Source organism: Acinetobacter sp. XS-4, from assembly GCF_023920705.1.
Classification (GTDB): domain Bacteria; phylum Pseudomonadota; class Gammaproteobacteria; order Pseudomonadales; family Moraxellaceae; genus Acinetobacter.
In genome coordinates, this window is record NZ_CP094657.1 from 2,864,595 (window position 1) to 2,883,302 (window position 18,708).

An 18,708-nucleotide genomic window follows, 5' to 3' on the forward strand; every position below is an offset into this window, starting at 1 on the left:
ACCCCTTAAAAAATTTTAATTACCACTAAAATAATTGTTAAAATAAACCCTCCCACATTCATCAATAGGATATATTTGGGTTTCAATATTATTTTTTTCAATTGGTATATACTTCCCATCCTCAATAAATGTATTAATTTTATAATCATAATGCGAAATAACTAAATAATACTTAGTTATCTTTTGATTGGAAATATGATTAATTTTCTTATTCTTAATTACACTCTTATAATTAATAACACTACAACAGTTATATGGATAAAATTTTTGCTTATTCTTATCCCCATCTGAAGAAAGCGTCAACAAAAAACTATTTCTATTATTAAACTGCTGATAAAGATTTTTATTATTTACATCAATATTATCTCGTATTTTCGAAAACCCTGTTAAAACCACAACACTACCATAAGAAATACCATCCAATACCAAATCCTCATCAAGTATTTTATTTCCCATTTTCTTTACATGAACTTTTGAATTAATTGTATTATATGGATTTTCAATTTGTTTTTTTAAAGCATTTTGCAAGTCATCAAGATTACGAATATTCTCCTTTAAAACAAAAAGATTGTAAGTTGCATTATCACTTTTTTCATTATTATCTAATTTATCTTTAGTTTTTTTAAAGATAATATCATCTTTATAACTTTGAAAATAACTTGCCATCGCTCTCCCATACAATTGATCTGTATTAAAATTTTCAACCTGCAAACAAAAATTTCTTTCCATTCTTCTTTGCTCATAATTTTTTACAATAAAATAGCCACCCCAAATTAAAAATAAAATCAAGGACAATATTAAAAAAATATACTTTGCGTAGATATTCTTAACAACAAAAATAATAAATTTAAAAATTAGCCATAAGATTAAAAAAAAACCAAAAATAATTAAAAGCCCCATTAATAATAAATTAAACACACAACCCCCACCCAATACTATTTTAAAAACTCAATAAAATATATTGTGACTCAATCTCAATTCACAATAAATATTACACTTAAATTAATCACAATTTTTCATTTATTTTTTTAACAAAAACCTTGGTCTTATTTTCTCTACTTCATTAAACAAACTAAATGTCTGATTCATATAATTGACAACACTAGATATTTGTTCAATATAATGCATAAGCTCAGGTGTTTTTTCTGCTTGAATTAACTTAACAGTTCGTGATGGGTCAAAGCCGTCAAACTGGCAGTAAAATAAAGGATCACCACGTTTTAAAATTAAATCCTTTGATGTATCGTGCCATTCAAAAGCCCACATTAATGGTCTAGGCCAAATATGAATTGGGAAACGCCCACCAAAAATAGTTCCAGGTAAGGGACTTTTACGGTAATGTCCAAACGCATCGAGTTGAGTTAAATACACAACCTCATCAGCTATAAAACAATAGGATAATTTAAGTTGGAGAATTGGCACTTGGGGTCTACGCCATTCATTTTCATTTACCAACGTTAGCAACTCACGTAATTTATTGGCTCGAACAGGTGACTGGTCGCCTAATACATTAACTAATGTCGGTTTTCCATTTGCATCTCGCGCAAATCTTAAATGAAAATCAAAAGGACAATTCACTACGAAGTAGCGACTTTCGAGTTGTAATACCGCAGGACAACGACTTGCTGACTTTGCATGCTTAGTTTCAGACTTTGAGCGCATTCTGTAAGGTGGTTCATAAAGCAAGGTAGATTTATCATCTACCAGAAACCAACCTACTTGAATTACGCCATCCCCAATGATCTTCTCTTGATCATCAATTGTAAAATTAATATACATTAAGAATTTATATTTTCATTTTCAATACATTATTTTAACACCAACTATACAAAACTGTCTGTACATATTCCATCTTAACGAAACAGAAAATACGAAAATTTATGTTTTCATAACCAGTATTTTTCTCTGATCTTTTTTATTATTAAATCTTAAATAACTAAAGAATTTGTATTACATTCAATTTACTTAAACTCACGAAAAGTCAGAAAACAATATGTTAAAAATTTTAGGGCGCGATAACTCCATTAATGTTCGCAAAGTCTTATGGTTGTGTGAAGAGTTAAATCTTGAATATGAAAGAGAAGATTGGGGACGAGGCTTTCGCTCTGCTCAATCACCTGAATATTTACAATTAAACCCAAATGGGCAAATTCCTGTTGTTTTAGATGGCGATTTAGTCCTTTGGCAGTCCAACAGTATTATCCGTTATTTAGCAAATACTTACGATAAAGAACATCAACTTTACCCTACTCAAGCAAAAGAAAGATTCTTTGTTGACCAGTGGATTGATTGGCAAGCAATAGAGCTGAATAACAGCTGGACTTATACGATTATGTCTCTGCTTCGACATTCTCCAGATCATCAAGATCCAAACTTATTACAACAAGGTATTGATGACTGGAATCATCATATGCAGATTCTTGATCAACAACTCGCAAAAACTCAGGCCTATGTTGCAGGTACTGAGTTCACCCTAGCCGATATTCCAGTCGGTTTGTCTGTACAGCGCTGGAAAGCTACTCCTTTTGACCATCCAACGCTTAAGCATGTCGACCAATATTTTGAACTGTTAAATCAGCGTGCTGGCTTCTTAAAATGGGGCAATAACGGCGAACCTTAATTTTAAAATAAGCTTTAAGCTGAGTGATGGCGCTTCAAAATGCCATCACTTAAAAGTTGATACACCTGTTTTAAATCATCTCGATTTGCTTTAGCCAATAAGTCTTGATGCATTGCCAAGATATTCTGATCTCCCCTTACCGCAGGCCCTGTTTGCATTTGCTTTGGATCATTTTCAGTGGCTTTTTTTGCTGTTTCTATAATTAAAGGATAGAGCAAGCTAAAGTCGACCTGCTCTTTATCTACAACCTGTTTTGCCATATCAAAGCAATAGTTACTAAAATTACAGGCAAATACGGCAGCTAAATGCAAAGTTAAACGCTGCTTCGAGGTGTATTGATATACTCGATTGCTTAGGCTATTTGCTAAATCGGAAAGTAATTCCTGATCAACCTCTGTTATTGCTTCAACAAATAACGGCGTTGCAGACCAATCAACATCTCTTTCAAAGCTAAATGTTTGTAATGGATAAAACACTCCTGCTTTTTCATGCATATGACTGATGACTTCAATATTAGTACTACCTGAAGTATGAACAATAAGTGTGTCAGGAAAAAATTCATGAACCTGTTTTACAAGCTCTACGATTGCACTGTCTGAAACTGCAAGAATGATCAGATCGGTCGGCTGGAATTGTTGAAGAGACTGACATGCTTTTGCTTGAATTTTCTCTGCAAATTTTTGGGTTTTATCAAAATCACGCGCATAGACTTGTACGATGTTATGACCTTGGCCCAATAAAGCCTTTGCCAAATGAAAGGCAACTCGCCCACTTCCAACCAAACTGATTTTCATATCAATCCAATATTATTTGTCTCAACAAAAAAGCTTCTCAAAATGAGAAGCTTTTTTCAAATTAAAATAACTAATTTTTCATAAATAAGTCGATTATTGGGCTACTGAAAACTCAATACGACGGTTTTTAAAGCGACCTTCTTCTGTTGTGTTTTCTGCAACTGGCTGATCAGAACCATGGCCTTCTGCAACTAATTTAGAAGCATCCACACCTTTAGATTTTAAATAATCTACAACTGCTTGAGCACGGCGTTGAGACAAAGCTTTATTTGCAGCAGCGTTACCTGTTGAGTCGGTATGACCACCCACATTTAATTTGACGCTAGTCACTTTATTTAAAAGTGTTGCAGCTTGGTCAAGAATGGCTTTGTTATCTGCTGGGATTTCACTTGAACCACTCGCAAAATTAATAATTTGCAAGTTAAGTGCTTTCACCAAAGCATTTACATCGACATTGTTCGGGTCAATTGAGCCTAGAGCAGTTTGTGAAGCAGTTAAGCTATTGCTTACAGATTGCTCAGCTGTTACTGGTGCTGTACCGACAACTTCTGTATGTGGCACCAATGCTTTTACTTTTGCAGTTAAAGCTTCTAATGCTGCCGCATCACCCGCTTTCAAAGTAATTTTGTCGCCTATCCATTCTAAAGATGCATTTGGCACACCTTTTAATGCCCCTAACACACCTGCAAGTGCATCTTTGTCTGTAAATGAAGCTGCATAAGTTTGGCTTGTATCCACCTTACAATCTTGAGTTGTTGAAAAAACCCTTTTAACGTTGGTTTGTAGCGTTGCCAAGAAGCCTTGATCGCCAATTCCAGCCTGACACTGGCTCACTGTACCTTTGTCATCGGTACTTAAAGTTAAGCTAGCGGGTGCTGCAGCAGCTTCAACACCACTTGCAGCCGTCGGTTCTGGTGCTGGTACAGCTTCTTTATGCTGACAAGAACGCCATAACCAAGCAATAATCAGACCCAAAATAATGAGGGCAATAATGGGTAAGAACCCACGAGACTTACCTGTATTTTCAGTTGCTGCTGCAAGCGGAGGAGCAGTTGATGGTGTAACAGAAGATAAACCTGCACCAAGTCCTAGCGGAGCTAATAGACCTACTGCCCATGCTGGTAAATATGAACGAATAGTATCTGCATGCTGGCGCAAGTAATTCACGATACTTTGCTGGTCATTTCCTGCAACATCTGAAATTGCATTAAGGCTGGGTTTAATCGCACTATTGAGCGTGCTTTCTATTTCATTATTTGGTGCTGTACCACTTAAATGGGTAAGCACAGTATTTTTGATTTGGTCATTATGAGAAAAAAGTTCTGATAATGAAGGAGCCAAACTGTTTTTTAATTGTCCGATAAGATCAGGTTTAGCAGCTAATAATGAAAGTAAAATTGGATAAAACTTAGATAAAGCATTCGATTTTTCGCCTAGGTATCCATCCTGTTCATCTAATAATATTGAAGATACTTTTTCTTTGAGCAATTCTATAGGGTTTATCGACATTGGTTATTCTCCCGAATCTTATACGTCGTAACCAGCAACTTTTGATTATTCAAATACTTCTCTTTGCTGATAGTTTTTTATTCTAATCTTCCTTCAATCTTTTATTGTTTTTTATATAATTTATATACAATTTTCCATCTAGTACTTACAAAACAGGTAGATCTTATTGATCTACCTGTTTATATTTTAAATTTACTTTAATTAAATACTTTATCAGTTAGCAAAAGTTTGAAGCACTTTACCCGTCAAGGTTTGACCCAACAATGGGGTATTTTTTCCTTGCGATAAAATTGTGTCTTTGCCTACCGTCCAACTTAAAGCAGGATCTACTAATACCCATCCAGCTTCACCTTCCCAACGCGAGGTCATATTCGCAACCTGTGCTGGCACACTAGTAACTTTAGCAACCCACTCTAGAGGTTCGAATAAACCCTCATTAATGAGTTGAATGCCTAAAGATACATAGGTATCAAAAGCGGTAATGCCTGGCTGAGTTTCAGCAAAAGGTGCCATTTTTGCTGAACTGCTTAAAGGCTCATGGTGCGTACAAATTGCATCAATTACGCCTTCTTTTAAACCTTGACGTAAAAGTTCTTTATCTTGCTCAGAACGCAATGGTGGACGAACGTGTGCAAGTGAATTGAAACCGTCAGTTAAATGTTCAGTTAAATGCAACTGATGCATTGCAACATCGGCAGTCACAGGTAAGCCTTTTGCTTTTGCTGCACGGATTAATTCAACCGATGCACCACAAGACAACAAACCAAAGTGAGCTTTTACGCCAGTTGCTTCAATCATAAGCAAATATTTTGCAATCGCTACAGTTTCAGCAAGCGCCGGAATCATTGGCAGACCTTGGCGAGAAGCAATAAAACCTTCGTGTGTACATCCATCTTTAGCAATTTGTGGTTCTTCGGCATAGAACACAACCGTTAAGCCAAGACCCGCTGCATATTCCAAAGTACGAATAACCACATCATCATTTTCAAAAGCAGCATTGGCATTTGAAACAGCAGTACAACCACCCTTTTTAAGACCAGCCATATTTGCAGGTTGCTTACCATTCAGACCTTGAGTTTGAGCACCAATAATATGCATATGAATGCCGCCATCAAGCCATGCCTTTTCAATCAAGCCATGAATAAGCGCGCCGTTGTCTTGTACAATCGGCTTTGAATCTGGTGGCGTAATTACATGCAAAATACCATTAGCACGTGCTGCCTTACCTTCAGATTTAAGTGTACCGTGTTGCTGTTGACCAGGTTCACGCAAACGCGCGCACAAATCAACCATGGTTGGCATTAACCATTTGCCTTGACCATCAATGGTTTGTTCAACTTGCTCTGCTGGCGCAACTAGCTTGCCATTTTGAATATATACAGTTTGTACGTTGTCTGTTTTTTGGATTGGGTCTAACACACGTACATTTTCAATTTTTACAATACTCATGTGATCCATTCCTTACAACGTAATCGCTTCAATTAAACCTTGCTCTTGAAGTTGGCCTTGCATTGACAGTGCCAACACAGCCATACGAACAGCAATACCATTGGTTACTTGTTTTAAAATAACCGACTGGTCCCCATCCGCAACACTTGAGTCAATTTCTACACCACGATTCATTGGTCCCGGATGCATGACAATACAGTCCGGTTTAGCTAAACCAAGACGCTCTTTGTTTAAACCATACATTCGGTAAAATTCAGACTGTGAAGATAACGCTGGAGAGTCAATACGTTCATTTTGAATACGTAGAGCAATAATCACATCACAATCTGCTATCCCTGCATCCATATTGTTGAACAAACGAACATGCTCGCCATATTCCGAAAAGCCCACTGGCAATAATGTATTCGGTGCAATCACGCGAATATCTTTACATCCGAGGGTTTGTAATGCTGCTACATCCGAACGCGCTACTCGAGAGTGTTTGATGTCTCCAATAATGGCAACACTCAACTCTTCAAAAGGTTTCTTTGTTTCACGGCGAATAGTAAGCATATCAAGCATCGCTTGCGTTGGATGAGCATGACGTCCATCTCCAGCATTAATAATTGCGACCTTTGGACATACATCTTTAGCAATGAAATGTGCAGCGCCCGAAGATGAATGGCGGACAACAAAAATATCGGCAGCCATTGCTTCAAGGTTCCAGAGCGTATCTCGTAGCGTTTCACCTTTTGAAGTACTTGAACGTGCAATATCAATATTCAATACATTGGCAGACAAGCGTTTTGCTGCTGCTTCAAAAGTAGTACGAGTACGGGTGGAGTTTTCAAAGAAAAGATTCATAACCGTCAATCCCTCTAAGAGCGGACGGTTAATTAAATTATTATTATCATCTAAAAAGCTTTGTGCGGTATCTAAAATCTTCGTGAGGTTTTCTTTTGAAAGTCCCTCAATCGTTAAAAAATGTTTTAAATTTCCGTCCTGATTGAGCTGAACCTGGCTCGGCTGATGCAACGCTGCAATATGCATAATGGATTCCTATGGGTCGAATCGCGAAAACGTGCATAGTGTAGCTGAATTCCGCTCTTTTCGCAGAAGAACTTTACAGAATAAGGCCCTAAATTGACCAAAAATTTAGAGCCTTATTCGAGATTACCTTAATGCACCAATATAATGATGTGGAACTTGTGCCCGATAAATGTCTTCGGCTGTTATTTCTGGCTCTTCATCGACCTTCACAACAGCAAGCGTTTCTTTTTGAGAAGGCTCCGGTAGTGTGTCAACTAACGATCTTAATCTCTCAACACATCGCTTTAATTCATCATCCTCTGTTTCTAACGCCACCGTAATTACATATTTGGCATAATCTTTATTTTGAATAACGTACATTGCATCTATTACCCGCCCTGTCACACGACGCATACGCACATATATTTGTGTGGCCACAGAGAAAGCATCTGCATTAGCAATAAAACCATTCCCCAACATATCTTTCATTTATAGTATCCCCATCCATTAAAATTATAAAAATGGTTAAAAACTGACTTTGTCTATTAAATAAATAACCATCAATAATCTGATCTAGCAAAATACATACCAATTTCAATGTATTACTCTTTAAAAATCAGTTTTTTGGTTGCTAAATGATAGGTTGCAATAATTTAAAAACCTTTAGACATCAAAATACGTTAAACTTTGCATCGTTAATATTTATATGTTTTGGTCAATCGAGTTTATGAATACCTCTTTACGTTTAAACCACTATTGGATTACTTGTGCTGATGGTTTAGAACCCCTCTTACAAGAAGAAATAGAACAACTTGGCACCAAAGTGACAGAACGTAAAGCAGGACGTTTAATCATTGAAGGGACGCTTGAAGAAGCTTACCGCATTTGTATGTGGTCGCGTCTCGCATCTCGTGTTTTACTTCCTATTCATACTTATGAACTTGATTTTACTCATGATGCACGTGATGTTGCAGAAGAACTCTACGAAGGTGCAATGAGCTTTGACTGGTCACTTATTTTTGCACCACAAAGTACCTTCGCAATTCGCTTGCATGCCGAACGTGAAATCATGGTCAATTCGCAATTTGCGACGCTTCGTGTAAAAGATGGCGTTGTTGATTCATTTATGGAAGCTGTAGGTCGCCGTCCTAGCATTGACACCAAACAACCAGAAATTACGATCTATGCTTTGGCAGGTAAAACTGAACATACTTATTGTCTAGATTTATCAGGTGATTCACTCCATAAGCGTGGTTACCGCCGTTACATGACGGATGCACCAATTAAAGAAAACCTTGCTGCGGCAATTTTACAAAAAGCTCAGCTCAAACAGCGTAATCCAGAGATTGTGCTTGACCCAATGTGTGGTTCGGGCACATTCATCATTGAAGCATTAATGATTTTAACTGACCGTGCACCAGGACTTGTTCGCCGTTTTGGATTTAATGGCTGGCATGGTCATGACCGCGACCTTTGGCTTTCACTTAAAGCAGAAGCAGCAGAACGTCACGAAAAAGCACTTCAATTACCTTTACCTAAATTTTATGCCTACGATGCAGACTGGGAAGCGATTAAAGCAACTCGTGAAAATATTATTGCGGCAGGCTTTGAAGATTTGTTAGGTCAGATTCAAATCGAAGAGCGTACTTTAGCTGATTGGCCAGATTTTGCTGCTGAAGGCAAAACTGCATTTATTGTAACGAACCCGCCTTATGGTGAACGTTTAGGTGAAAAAGCTTCAAACCGTTCTCTATACCTAGGATTATCAGCACTTTTACAAAAGCATTTCCCAAATCAATATGCAGCAGTTATTGCAGCTCAAATTGAACAATCTGATGTTTTAGCATTTGAAGCGCCTGAAACCTTACGCTTAATGAATGGTAAATTACCAATTTATATTCGTTTCGGTGTAATCAAACCTGAAAAAGTAACTCAACCATTTTTAGCAAATTGGCAAGCTCAGCCTATTGAAATGGAAGAGGCACAAGACTTCACTAATCGTTTGCAAAAAAATATGACTGCCTTGAAAAAATGGGCAACGAAAGAAAATGTTTATTGCTTACGTTTGTATGATGCAGACTTACCTGACTTTAATGTCGCTGTTGACTTATATGGTGATCGTTTACATGTTCAGGAATACGCACCACCAAAAACTATCGATCCAGAAAAAGCTAAAAAGCGTTTTAATTTAGCGCTTGCTGCAATTCGTGCTGTTACTGGCTTAAACCGTGATGCCATCTTTATTAAGACACGTGCCCGCCAAACTGGTACAACGCAATATACAAAGCAAAGTACAGCTTCAAAACGTTTTATCGTTCAAGAAGGTAAAGCTAAAATTTTAGTTAACCTGACAGATTACCTAGACACAGGTTTATTCCTTGACCACCGTCAAATGCGTTTACGTATTGCTCAAGAAGCACGTGGTAAACACTTCTTGAACTTATATAGTTATACGTCTACTGCAAGCTTGCATGCTGCACTTGGCGGTGCTGCAAGTACAACAAGTGTGGATTTATCTAACACTTACTTGAACTGGTCAAAAGAAAACTTCGTTTTAAATGGCTTAACTGTAGATCATGCAGATGAACAACACATGTTCTTTGCCAGTGACTGTTTTGAGTGGTTAAAAGAAGGTCATGAACAATACGATCTTATTTTTATTGACCCACCGACATTCTCAAACTCGAAAAAGTTCTATGGTACATTCGATGTACAACGTGACCATATCTCACTTATTAAACGTGCAATGAACCGTTTGCACAGTGAAGGTACGCTCTATTTCTCGAATAACTATCGCGGTTTTGAAATGGACGAAGAGATCGAAGCTATTTTTCAGGTTGAAGAAATCACGTCTGAAACCATTGGCTTTGATTTTAAACGTAATCAAAAAATCCACCGTGCATGGAAAATTCAGCACCCTGCTCTAGATCAATATTAATAAAACTAGAGGTTATTATTACTTCACGGTAATAATAACCTCGCCATGAACATTTTTTGATTCAAAATCATAACGTGTAAATCGATCTGCTCTTTCTGGTAAAGCAATCATTTCTAATTTCTTCTTTTCTTTACTATCAATAACATGATTTTGTTTTTGTTCTTGATAAGGAGAAAGTACGCCAGTTTTAAGCGCATTCCATCGAACCTGCTGTAAATAATTATCTCCTAATGCCTGACGTACTTGTTGTTGTTCTATTGCAGGCTTTTTGGCATCGTCCTGAGCTTTGGCAATAATCACAGGTAAAGACGCGGTTATCGCTCCTGTTTGAGTGGCAAGTGCACTTTCCGACATTGGCTGTGCTGCCCATGTGTTTGATAATAATACAGATACACCGCTCAAAATTCCCAGCATATACCCTTGTTTATTGTTCATTTCCTTCATCCTAAAATTGTTATTGTTTGTTATATCGAACAAAATTAACAATTTTTTAAGCATGTCGCAATGTTATAAACAAACTTCCCGACAATTAACATTGATCATTTTAAAACCTGAATTTTTCACAGCTATTTTATGAATATTCAACTAGTTTTATAGATTCTTATCTCAGACTTGAACGGCACCCTTAAATCACTTACTGTAATTTTATAATTTATCTGTAAATTAATTTTTTTTATAAAAACGCCATTCGAGGTGAAATAATGCTTCAGCACTGCTGTCAACTATTAGAAAATCTTCAACTCAAAATTGCCTTTATTGAAAGTGCCAGTTCTGGTTATTTAACCAGTCAATTTTCCATCCATAAAAACAGTGGTGCAGACATTTTACTTGGTGGTTTAGTGAGTTATGACCCCAGCATTAAAATTAGTATTTTAAACGTTAATCCAAAGTTAATAGAGACTTACACAGCAGAGTCAACACAAGTCACAGAAGAAATGTGTAGGCTGGGAAAAACATTATTTCCAGAAGCCAATATTATTGTAAGTTGTACTGGGCTATTAAAATCTGGGGGAAGTGAAACCTCAGAAAAACCTGTAGGTACCTTTTTTATCTGCATTTCTTATCAAGAACGTATTTATCATTACCATTATTTTTTATCTGGCCATCCCGAACAAAAATTAAAGACATTAACTCAGAAAGTTTCAGACACCTTAATTGCTTTACTCACATCAAAAACTCAAATAACCTCACCATAAAAAAAGAGAATATGTTTCCATATTCTCTTTTTCGGTTTTAGCAGAAAAAACTTAACTGAGTTTCATTTTATCGAAGACTAAATGACCATTTTCACCTTTAACCAAAATGGTATCACCAGCGACAAAATCACCTGACAAGATTTTTTGAGCTAATGTGTTTTCAATCTGTTGTTGAATCGCACGTTTTAATGGACGCGCGCCATAGACAGGATCGAAACCAGCATCAATCAATAAATCAAAAGCAGTGTCATCTACAGTTAAACTCATATCACGATCAACAAGACGTGAACGTAATCGATCCAACTGAATATCGGCAATGCCACGAATCTGTGCTTTTTTGAGTGAATGGAAAATCACAAGCTCATCAATCCGGTTAATAAATTCCGGACGGAAATGCTGACTTACCGCATTCATTACAATGGTACGCACTTCATCGTCTGTTGCACCCTCACCTAGCTCACGTACATCTTGTGAACCTAAGTTTGAAGTCATCACAATCACAGTATTTTTAAAGTCCACTACTCGGCCTTGTGAGTCTGTTAAGCGACCGTCATCCAACACTTGTAGCAAGATATTGAATACATCTGGATGCGCTTTTTCAACCTCATCAAACAACACCACACTATATGGTTTACGGCGAACAGCTTCAGTTAAAACACCACCTTCTTCATAACCTACATAACCCGGAGGTGCACCCACCAAACGGCTAACCGAATGTTTCTCCATGAATTCACTCATATCGATACGAATCATGGCGTCATCACTGTCAAACAAAAAGTTCGCCAGTGCTTTGGTCAACTCAGTTTTACCAACACCTGTTGGACCTAAGAACAAGAATGAACCACTTGGACGATTCGGATCAGATAAGCCTGCACGCGAACGACGAACAGCATTGGAAACAGCAACAACAGCTTCATCTTGCCCTACAACACGGTCATGTAAAAAACCTTCCATATTGAGGAGCTTTTCACGCTCGCCTTGCAGCATTTTCGCAACCGGAATTCCTGTTGCGGCACTCACAACTTCGGCAATTTCATTTTCAGTCACTTTAGTACGAATAAGTTTTGGCTCTTCGTTCTCTTCTGCAACTTCATCTTGCTCGAGTTGTTTTTGAAGCTCTGGAATTACACCATACTGTAAACGCGCTGCCTCAGCTAAATCACCCTCACGCTGAGCTTTCTCAAAAGCAATACGTGCTTTATCAAGTTCAACTTGAGCTTGTTTAGTACCTTCAACAAGAGTCTTCTCAGATTTCCAGATTTCTTCAAGATCGTTGTATTCTTTCTCGACTTCAGCAATCTGTTTTTCAAGATGAGTAACTTCAGCTTTGCTGCCGACATCTTCATCTTTTTTCACAGCTTCTAATTGCATTTTCAACTGGATTAAACGGCGATCAAGCTTATCAAGCGCTTCTGGTTTAGAGTCAATTTCCATCTTAATCCGAGACGCAGCCTCATCAATCAAGTCAATTGCTTTGTCTGGTAATTGACGATCGGTGATGTAACGATGAGACATTTTAGCCGCTGCAATAATCGCTGAGTCTAAAATCTGCACCCCATGGTGAGTGGCATATTTCTCTTTTAGACCACGTAAAATCGCAATGGTATCTTCAACACTAGGCTCATCAACCAACACTTTTTGGAAACGACGCTCTAATGCAGCATCTTTTTCAATGTATTGGCGGTATTCATCTAGGGTTGTTGCACCCACACAGCGTAATTCACCACGCGCTAATGCAGGTTTTAACATGTTCCCTGCATCCATCGCGCCATCACCTTTACCTGCGCCTACAAGCGTGTGTAGCTCGTCAATAAACAGGATGATTTCGCCTTCGTGTTTTGCCAAATCTTTTAAAACAGCTTTTAAGCGTTCTTCAAACTCACCGCGATATTTAGCACCAGCCAGTAATGAACCTAAATCCAATGATAAAACACGTTTGCTTTTTAAGCCTTCTGGTACTTCGCCATTAACAATACGCTGTGCCAAACCTTCAACAATAGCGGTTTTACCAACACCCGGTTCACCAATGAGTACAGGGTTGTTTTTTGTACGACGTGATAAAACCTGAATCGTACGGCGGATTTCATCATCACGCCCAATCACTGGGTCAAGTTTTCCAGATAAAGCACGCTCAGTTAAATCAATCGTATATTTATTAAGTGAGTCACGTTGATCTTCGTGATTATTACTCATGACTTTGTCACTACCTCGAATATGTTCAATTACTTTGCGTAGGCTATCGGGAGTTACACCTACAGCACTTAAAATATTTTTAGTTTCGCCTGTCTCTGCTAAGCCTAATAGCACCCAATCAGTTGACAGAAATTCATCACCCGCTTTTTGCGCATATCGATCTGCCAGATTAAGCGCTTTAACGGCTTCAGGGTTTAAATTGACATCCCCAGTCGGATTCGCAATGGTCGGAGCATCTTTTATAGCTTGCTCAAGCTTTTGTTTAAGCTCAGGTAACCGTGCACCTGCTTGTTGCAACAAACTAATATTTGATGGCTCTTCTAAAAGGGTACTCAAAATATGAATACCTGCGATCGCGGTATGGTCTTTACCCATCGCTAAAGATTGAGCATCTGAAAGGGCTTGCTGCAAGCGGTTTGTAAATTTTTCAAAACGCATTCTTGTTATTCCTCACAACAAATTTGTACTTGTCTAATAGATGGGAACATTTCTTCGGATTTCAAATAAATTTTTATATATTTTTCATATTGTTATTAAAATAACAATGAGTAAAACTCCATTATAATATGGGTTTATGAATGATCTATTTCAAGTATATTTTGTATAATTTTTAAGAGAAAACAAAAAGGCCAAGTTTTTATCTGAATTTCTGCAAAAAATGGCAATTTTAAAACTACCATTTTTTAATAATTATCACTGTTAAATTTTAAAATAATTAAAGGCAGCCCTTCATTTGAAAGACTACCTTACAAAACAGCTAATCAGTTATGCCATTGGTGGAACGGACATTTAGCTTGCTCTGTTTTTTCTTCTGGAAGATCCGGCATAGAAATTGGACGACGCTGATGTTGATCTTGAATAATAGGGAACACAGATGTAAAGAAGTTTGACCAACCACCAGTACGTACTCGCAACAGATTATATTGCTCAGGTGATGTTACAGCTTGAGCAAATGTTTCTGGGTCAGCGACCGTTATTGTTAAAATATTGGATGATCCACCTTGGCTAAATTGCTTTAAGATGGCTACAAGTTCTTTAACGCCAAAGTCTTCACCAATATTAAAATCTGTAGGTGCGCCATCCGCCATTAAATCTGTTCCGACACCAGCAAAACCTTGTAAAGCACGACTGAATTCAACTGTTTGATGATCAATTGCTAAATCTGCTGGACTTGGTGACGGACTTAAATCAGATGCGACAGTTGTACCTAAACGGCGACCGTCAGCACTTGCCCCATTCCAAGCCCCCATCTCTACATGATTTTCAAAAGTTCCTACGCCAGGTTGAATTTGAATACCAAAAGGATGCTCTTCTGAACCATAACGCTCAGCCAAACTTTTAAGGCTTTGTGCAAATTGGGGCCATGGATTGGTAAATGTTTTAACTGATATTTCAGCAATCATTTTAACAATCTCATCGCCTAATTTATCGACTTCAGAATTCCCTCGCCCATAACGTGGTTGTGCCAAAGCAATCTCACGTAAGCGCTTATAACGATCAGCTTGTGCAGCAATACGAGCATGACCAGCTAAATTACTAATAAATGGCTCGGTCATTTTATATCCCCAGTCACAACACAAGCACTCTAACAACTCAGGCAAAGTGGTTACTGCGGTTAATGGATCAAATACCATTGCCTTAATGGCATATAGTGAATTGATCGTATTACTTAAAGAGATATAGCACGGTCCATAAATATTATATTTAGCCCCACCACTATAAAAATCTTGCCCTTTAGCCAAACAATCATCCATCAATACATTTAAAATTGGAGATGGGCAAATATCTGTATTGGCACCATAACCTAGAATTTGGCCATTAAAAGCTTTGCGGTTAAGTAATTCAAAATGTTGCTCATAGAGCTTTAAGAGTTCTTCAAAACTATCAATCTGATCGGCAGGTTTCGTATTTAATGAAACAGTTTGTCCAAACAAATAGCTTTGTCCCGCACTTGAAATTGTTCTACCCTGATTTAATGCACATTCCAAAGGCTGTAATGTCGAGAAGCCACCTAAAGAAAACCAGTTTTCGCCCGGAAATTGTGGTTCATAACAGCCATCACAAGCGTAATTCTGCGCTGAACGAATATCGACTTTAGAGTTCCAAGTTGGGAGTTTACTTAGTTCATCGCCTCCTACACCATTTCCACTCTGGTGAAGACTAGGAATAAGCTTTTCATCATTTAGTAAAATCGGGTGAGCACCACCAGATAAAATCGCATGTGCAGCTTCTTCTAAAATATCTTCTGGAATATCTTTGCGAGTTCTTAAAGACAAACACGGAGCATTTAATGGTAAACGGCCTGATGCACGAATGAATAATCGTGTCACATCATTGTAAGCAGATTCAGTTTTAGAAAAATCTGCTTCACCGTCAACTTTTGTACCACCGACTGTAATCTGCTGAATCCATTGCCCCAAAGATGCTCCTTGAGGATAAGGGCCGGAGCTACCACCCATCGCAAGATTACCGAAAGGTTGATGGTCTTCCATAAACATTCGGTTTTGTTGTACTTTTTCATCTAGCTTAATATAAAACGCATCAATAATTTCCTGAGCTTCTTCAAGCGGGATCGCATCTTGTTCAAAGAAAGGTTGCAACAGTTGGTCCATACGTCCAAATGCCGTTGGCTCACCATTTAAATGCAAACAACTATGCAATGTGAAAATAAATTGAACTGCTTCAATAAATGTGTCCGGTTTATCTTTCGATAACTTTTCCATGCGTCGACCAATCGCAGTTAAGTTATCTTTTTCGAATTGCTGTCCTTCTTGCATCTGGTCTGCAATTTTAAATGCAAGTTTTGAGTAGTTTAAGAAATATTCAGAAATACCAATCAATGCCAATGCAGAGGCTTCATAGAAATCTTTCTTTTCTTGAGTCTGTGCATTATTTGCATGTTTAGCAATTTCTTGTTGTAGACCAGCCAAACCTAAATCTAATGCTTTTTTATAATTTGGGATAACATGCCCCACACCCGATGCTTCACTTAAGTTACGCAGAAAACCCTGAAGGCGCTCTTCTTCAGATAAATATTTCATGACATAGCGACCTTCACCCAAGGTCAAGTTTGGCATGGCTCCTACAATAATTTCATCAGGCATGATGCGATAAGTGTCCGATCCATAAACGACCTTACCTTGACATTCAAGTCTGCTCGAATATGGAACCATTTCACCCGTTTCTTTTAATAATATTTTCCGTCCACGGAAACCATAATTTTCTGATGAGAATAATTGCAGACTTAATCGAATAGCCCAGCCTTTTCGTAGCATAATTGATAAACCCATAATATTTTCAGGCTTATCAAGGATATCGAACTGGTTAATGTAATAATCTATCCCGTGCTCAATCTCTTCTTGTTTACGGTTGAAATACCAGTTGTCTTGCCATAAAGAAAATGTATTCTCAAGTAGACTTAAAATACGATTTGATGGTGGTTTAAAAAATTCACTATGAGGGTTTAGCCCAGTCGCCATATTAAAAAGGTAATTACTATGGTTGTAATACATCAAACCATTATCAGAACTGTTCGTATAATGGCGATCAAATCGGGTCCAATCCATCCCTGGGAAAAAGTTCCAGTTATCATTATCCAGCCGACTAAAATCATTTAAATATTCTGGAGCATCATCTAATGCCAAATCTTTTAAACTTGGAACATAAAATATACCGCCTAAGTCTGAGTGAAGATTATTGAATAATCTGTCATTCATGAAACCTTTTATTGCTCCAACCTGACTTGCCATTACTTCTTCTAAAATGGCAGCAGTTTTTGCAAAGCCAGCAAAATAAATTCCGGCTTCATCTGCTTTAGTGACCGATTTTGGCACTCTAAAACTTGAATTTGATTCAGCACGGCCGAACGGTAAGCCCAGACGCAGAACAGGTGTTGTATTTCCATTTTCATCTTGCACACGAGACGCTTTAATGTGCGAACGGCTATCACGATCGGGAATAATTGTGTCGTCAGTTTTACGTCCAATCAAATCTTCAATTTGATCTTCTGACATCATATTGATTTGATCCCAGTTAATCATAAACCGTTGAGATAAAACGTATGAACCACCAAAGTGCTCAATATCTTCAGCACCAATTAAAGTATGCTTTGCCAGTGAAATAGGATCAGATGGATTATTTAAATTTTCAGAGAAACGACATCCTAAAACCTTACCATTACGACCGTTTTTAGATTGTGAAGCAGTCACCTGACTCACTATTTCTTTAATATCTAACGCTAAAAATTTCTCAATATATTCTTGTAATACTGTACATGCATTAGCATCATCACTTTTTACATGCAACCAAATATCACCTTCCGAGTTTTTAAAACTCCCATTAGAATCAGCAAAAACTTTAGAGATATTTGGATGATGGCGCTTTGGATAATGTAATTGCATTCCTTTTGGTCGTGATAAACCATCTTTTTCACAAATCAGATCCCAGTTATCAAAAGATACACCGACAGCCAAAGTCGTATTTTTACTAGAAAGTGCAGGATTTTTATTAATCTCTTGACGCACAGCGATCATTAATTGACGAATTTTTTCACGTGTAATTTCTGTATTAAGCCAAACCGTACTAAAAGTTGCATGGGGGGCTGGATAAACCAACCCTCGTTGCATATATTTCCATATTTCAGTAAAACGATCTTCATAAAAGATATCTAACATTATATTAAGTCCTTTAAAATATTTATATAATAATTAAAATTTTGATTATAAATTCAACCAACAAATCATTATTAACAATAAAAATTAAAATAACAAGATCTTTAAAAACCAAAGAAAATAGTAGGAATTAAAATATAAAAAACCATAAAAAATAAAATTTAGAAAAATTAAAATAAAAAATAAGTAAGCCCAACAAAATAAAGATTAATATACAATTTCAACAATCAACTGTTAAAATAAAATAACAAATAAACCTTTTCTTTAAAAAAATTAAAATAACTTTTAATTAAAACTTATTGATATAATCTTCATTATTCTTTGCATAAAA

Annotated in this window: 13 protein-coding genes; 3 read left to right on the top strand and 10 right to left on the bottom strand. The window is 37.2% G+C overall.

Going from position 1 to position 18,708, the window contains the following annotated elements; all coding sequences use genetic code 11:
* Positions 1-15: 15 nt before the first annotated feature.
* Positions 16-918: a hypothetical protein gene (locus MMY79_RS13380; RefSeq protein ID WP_252609306.1), complete on the bottom strand. Its 903-nt coding sequence runs from the start codon at positions 916-918 to the stop codon at positions 16-18.
* Positions 919-1,020: 102 nt separating this feature from the next.
* Positions 1,021-1,779: a hypothetical protein gene (locus MMY79_RS13385; protein ID WP_252609308.1), complete on the bottom strand. Its 759-nt coding sequence runs from the start codon at positions 1,777-1,779 to the stop codon at positions 1,021-1,023.
* A 214-nt stretch (positions 1,780-1,993) separates the two neighbouring features.
* On the opposite strand from MMY79_RS13385, the gene MMY79_RS13390 reads away from it, so the two are divergent.
* Entirely contained in the window at positions 1,994-2,620 is a 627-nt protein-coding gene (locus tag MMY79_RS13390) for a glutathione S-transferase (protein WP_252609310.1), read from the top strand.
* A 14-nt stretch (positions 2,621-2,634) separates the two neighbouring features.
* On the opposite strand, the gene MMY79_RS13395 is transcribed toward MMY79_RS13390, so the two are convergent.
* The 5 genes from MMY79_RS13395 to MMY79_RS13415 form a co-directional block, all read right to left on the bottom strand.
* Positions 2,635-3,414, bottom strand: a complete 780-nt coding sequence (locus tag MMY79_RS13395) for a F420-dependent NADP oxidoreductase (protein ID WP_252609312.1) — start codon at positions 3,412-3,414, stop codon at positions 2,635-2,637.
* A gap of 93 nt (positions 3,415-3,507) precedes the next feature.
* Positions 3,508-4,923, bottom strand: a complete 1,416-nt coding sequence (locus MMY79_RS13400) for an OmpA family protein (RefSeq protein ID WP_252609314.1) — start codon at positions 4,921-4,923, stop codon at positions 3,508-3,510.
* A gap of 213 nt (positions 4,924-5,136) precedes the next feature.
* Complete coding sequence (locus tag MMY79_RS13405; RefSeq protein WP_252609316.1) at positions 5,137-6,372, bottom strand: dihydroorotase; 1,236 nt, start codon at positions 6,370-6,372, stop codon at positions 5,137-5,139.
* A gap of 12 nt (positions 6,373-6,384) precedes the next feature.
* On the bottom strand, positions 6,385-7,401 hold the full coding sequence (locus MMY79_RS13410; RefSeq protein WP_003652674.1) for an aspartate carbamoyltransferase catalytic subunit: 1,017 nt from the start codon (positions 7,399-7,401) through the stop codon (positions 6,385-6,387).
* Positions 7,402-7,524: 123 nt separating this feature from the next.
* Entirely contained in the window at positions 7,525-7,869 is a 345-nt protein-coding gene (locus MMY79_RS13415; RefSeq protein ID WP_252609318.1) for a hypothetical protein, read from the bottom strand.
* Between the two features lie 238 nt (positions 7,870-8,107).
* Between MMY79_RS13415 and rlmKL the strand changes: the two genes are divergently transcribed.
* On the top strand, positions 8,108-10,318 hold the full coding sequence (gene rlmKL, locus MMY79_RS13420; RefSeq protein ID WP_252609320.1) for a bifunctional 23S rRNA (guanine(2069)-N(7))-methyltransferase RlmK/23S rRNA (guanine(2445)-N(2))-methyltransferase RlmL: 2,211 nt from the start codon (positions 8,108-8,110) through the stop codon (positions 10,316-10,318).
* An 18-nt stretch (positions 10,319-10,336) separates the two neighbouring features.
* Here rlmKL and MMY79_RS13425 read toward each other — a convergent pair whose 3' ends face one another.
* Positions 10,337-10,753 carry a hypothetical protein gene (locus MMY79_RS13425; protein WP_252609322.1) on the bottom strand — a complete coding sequence of 139 codons (417 nt, stop codon included), beginning with the start codon at positions 10,751-10,753 and terminating at the stop codon, positions 10,337-10,339.
* A 266-nt stretch (positions 10,754-11,019) separates the two neighbouring features.
* Here MMY79_RS13425 and MMY79_RS13430 point away from each other — a divergent pair, with 266 nt between their 5' ends.
* Positions 11,020-11,514, top strand: coding sequence for a CinA family protein (locus MMY79_RS13430; protein ID WP_252609324.1), 495 nt, complete (start codon positions 11,020-11,022; stop codon positions 11,512-11,514).
* Between the two features lie 51 nt (positions 11,515-11,565).
* Here MMY79_RS13430 and clpB read toward each other — a convergent pair whose 3' ends face one another.
* The gene (clpB, locus tag MMY79_RS13435; RefSeq protein WP_252609326.1) at positions 11,566-14,145 is read right to left on the bottom strand and encodes an ATP-dependent chaperone ClpB; all 2,580 of its coding nucleotides are present in this window, start codon (positions 14,143-14,145) and stop codon (positions 11,566-11,568) included.
* 323 nt (positions 14,146-14,468) lie between these two features.
* Positions 14,469-18,380 carry a Dyp-type peroxidase gene (locus tag MMY79_RS13440; RefSeq protein ID WP_252609328.1) on the bottom strand — a complete coding sequence of 1,304 codons (3,912 nt, stop codon included), beginning with the start codon at positions 18,378-18,380 and terminating at the stop codon, positions 14,469-14,471.
* Positions 18,381-18,708 lie beyond the last annotated feature (328 nt).

Coding starts and splice junctions, on each gene's coding strand:
- MMY79_RS13385 (WP_252609308.1), bottom strand. CDS start 1,779: ATGTATATTAATTTTACAATTGATGATCAAGAGAAGATCATTGGGGAT.
- rlmKL (WP_252609320.1), top strand. CDS start 8,108: ATGAATACCTCTTTACGTTTAAACCACTATTGGATTACTTGTGCTGAT.
- MMY79_RS13415 (WP_252609318.1), bottom strand. CDS start 7,869: ATGAAAGATATGTTGGGGAATGGTTTTATTGCTAATGCAGATGCTTTC.
- MMY79_RS13400 (WP_252609314.1), bottom strand. CDS start 4,923: ATGTCGATAAACCCTATAGAATTGCTCAAAGAAAAAGTATCTTCAATA.
- clpB (WP_252609326.1), bottom strand. CDS start 14,145: ATGCGTTTTGAAAAATTTACAAACCGCTTGCAGCAAGCCCTTTCAGAT.
- MMY79_RS13440 (WP_252609328.1), bottom strand. CDS start 18,380: ATGTTAGATATCTTTTATGAAGATCGTTTTACTGAAATATGGAAATAT.
- MMY79_RS13390 (WP_252609310.1), top strand. CDS start 1,994: ATGTTAAAAATTTTAGGGCGCGATAACTCCATTAATGTTCGCAAAGTC.
- MMY79_RS13425 (WP_252609322.1), bottom strand. CDS start 10,753: ATGAACAATAAACAAGGGTATATGCTGGGAATTTTGAGCGGTGTATCT.
- MMY79_RS13395 (WP_252609312.1), bottom strand. CDS start 3,414: ATGAAAATCAGTTTGGTTGGAAGTGGGCGAGTTGCCTTTCATTTGGCA.
- MMY79_RS13410 (WP_003652674.1), bottom strand. CDS start 7,401: ATGCATATTGCAGCGTTGCATCAGCCGAGCCAGGTTCAGCTCAATCAG.
- MMY79_RS13405 (WP_252609316.1), bottom strand. CDS start 6,372: ATGAGTATTGTAAAAATTGAAAATGTACGTGTGTTAGACCCAATCCAA.
- MMY79_RS13430 (WP_252609324.1), top strand. CDS start 11,020: ATGCTTCAGCACTGCTGTCAACTATTAGAAAATCTTCAACTCAAAATT.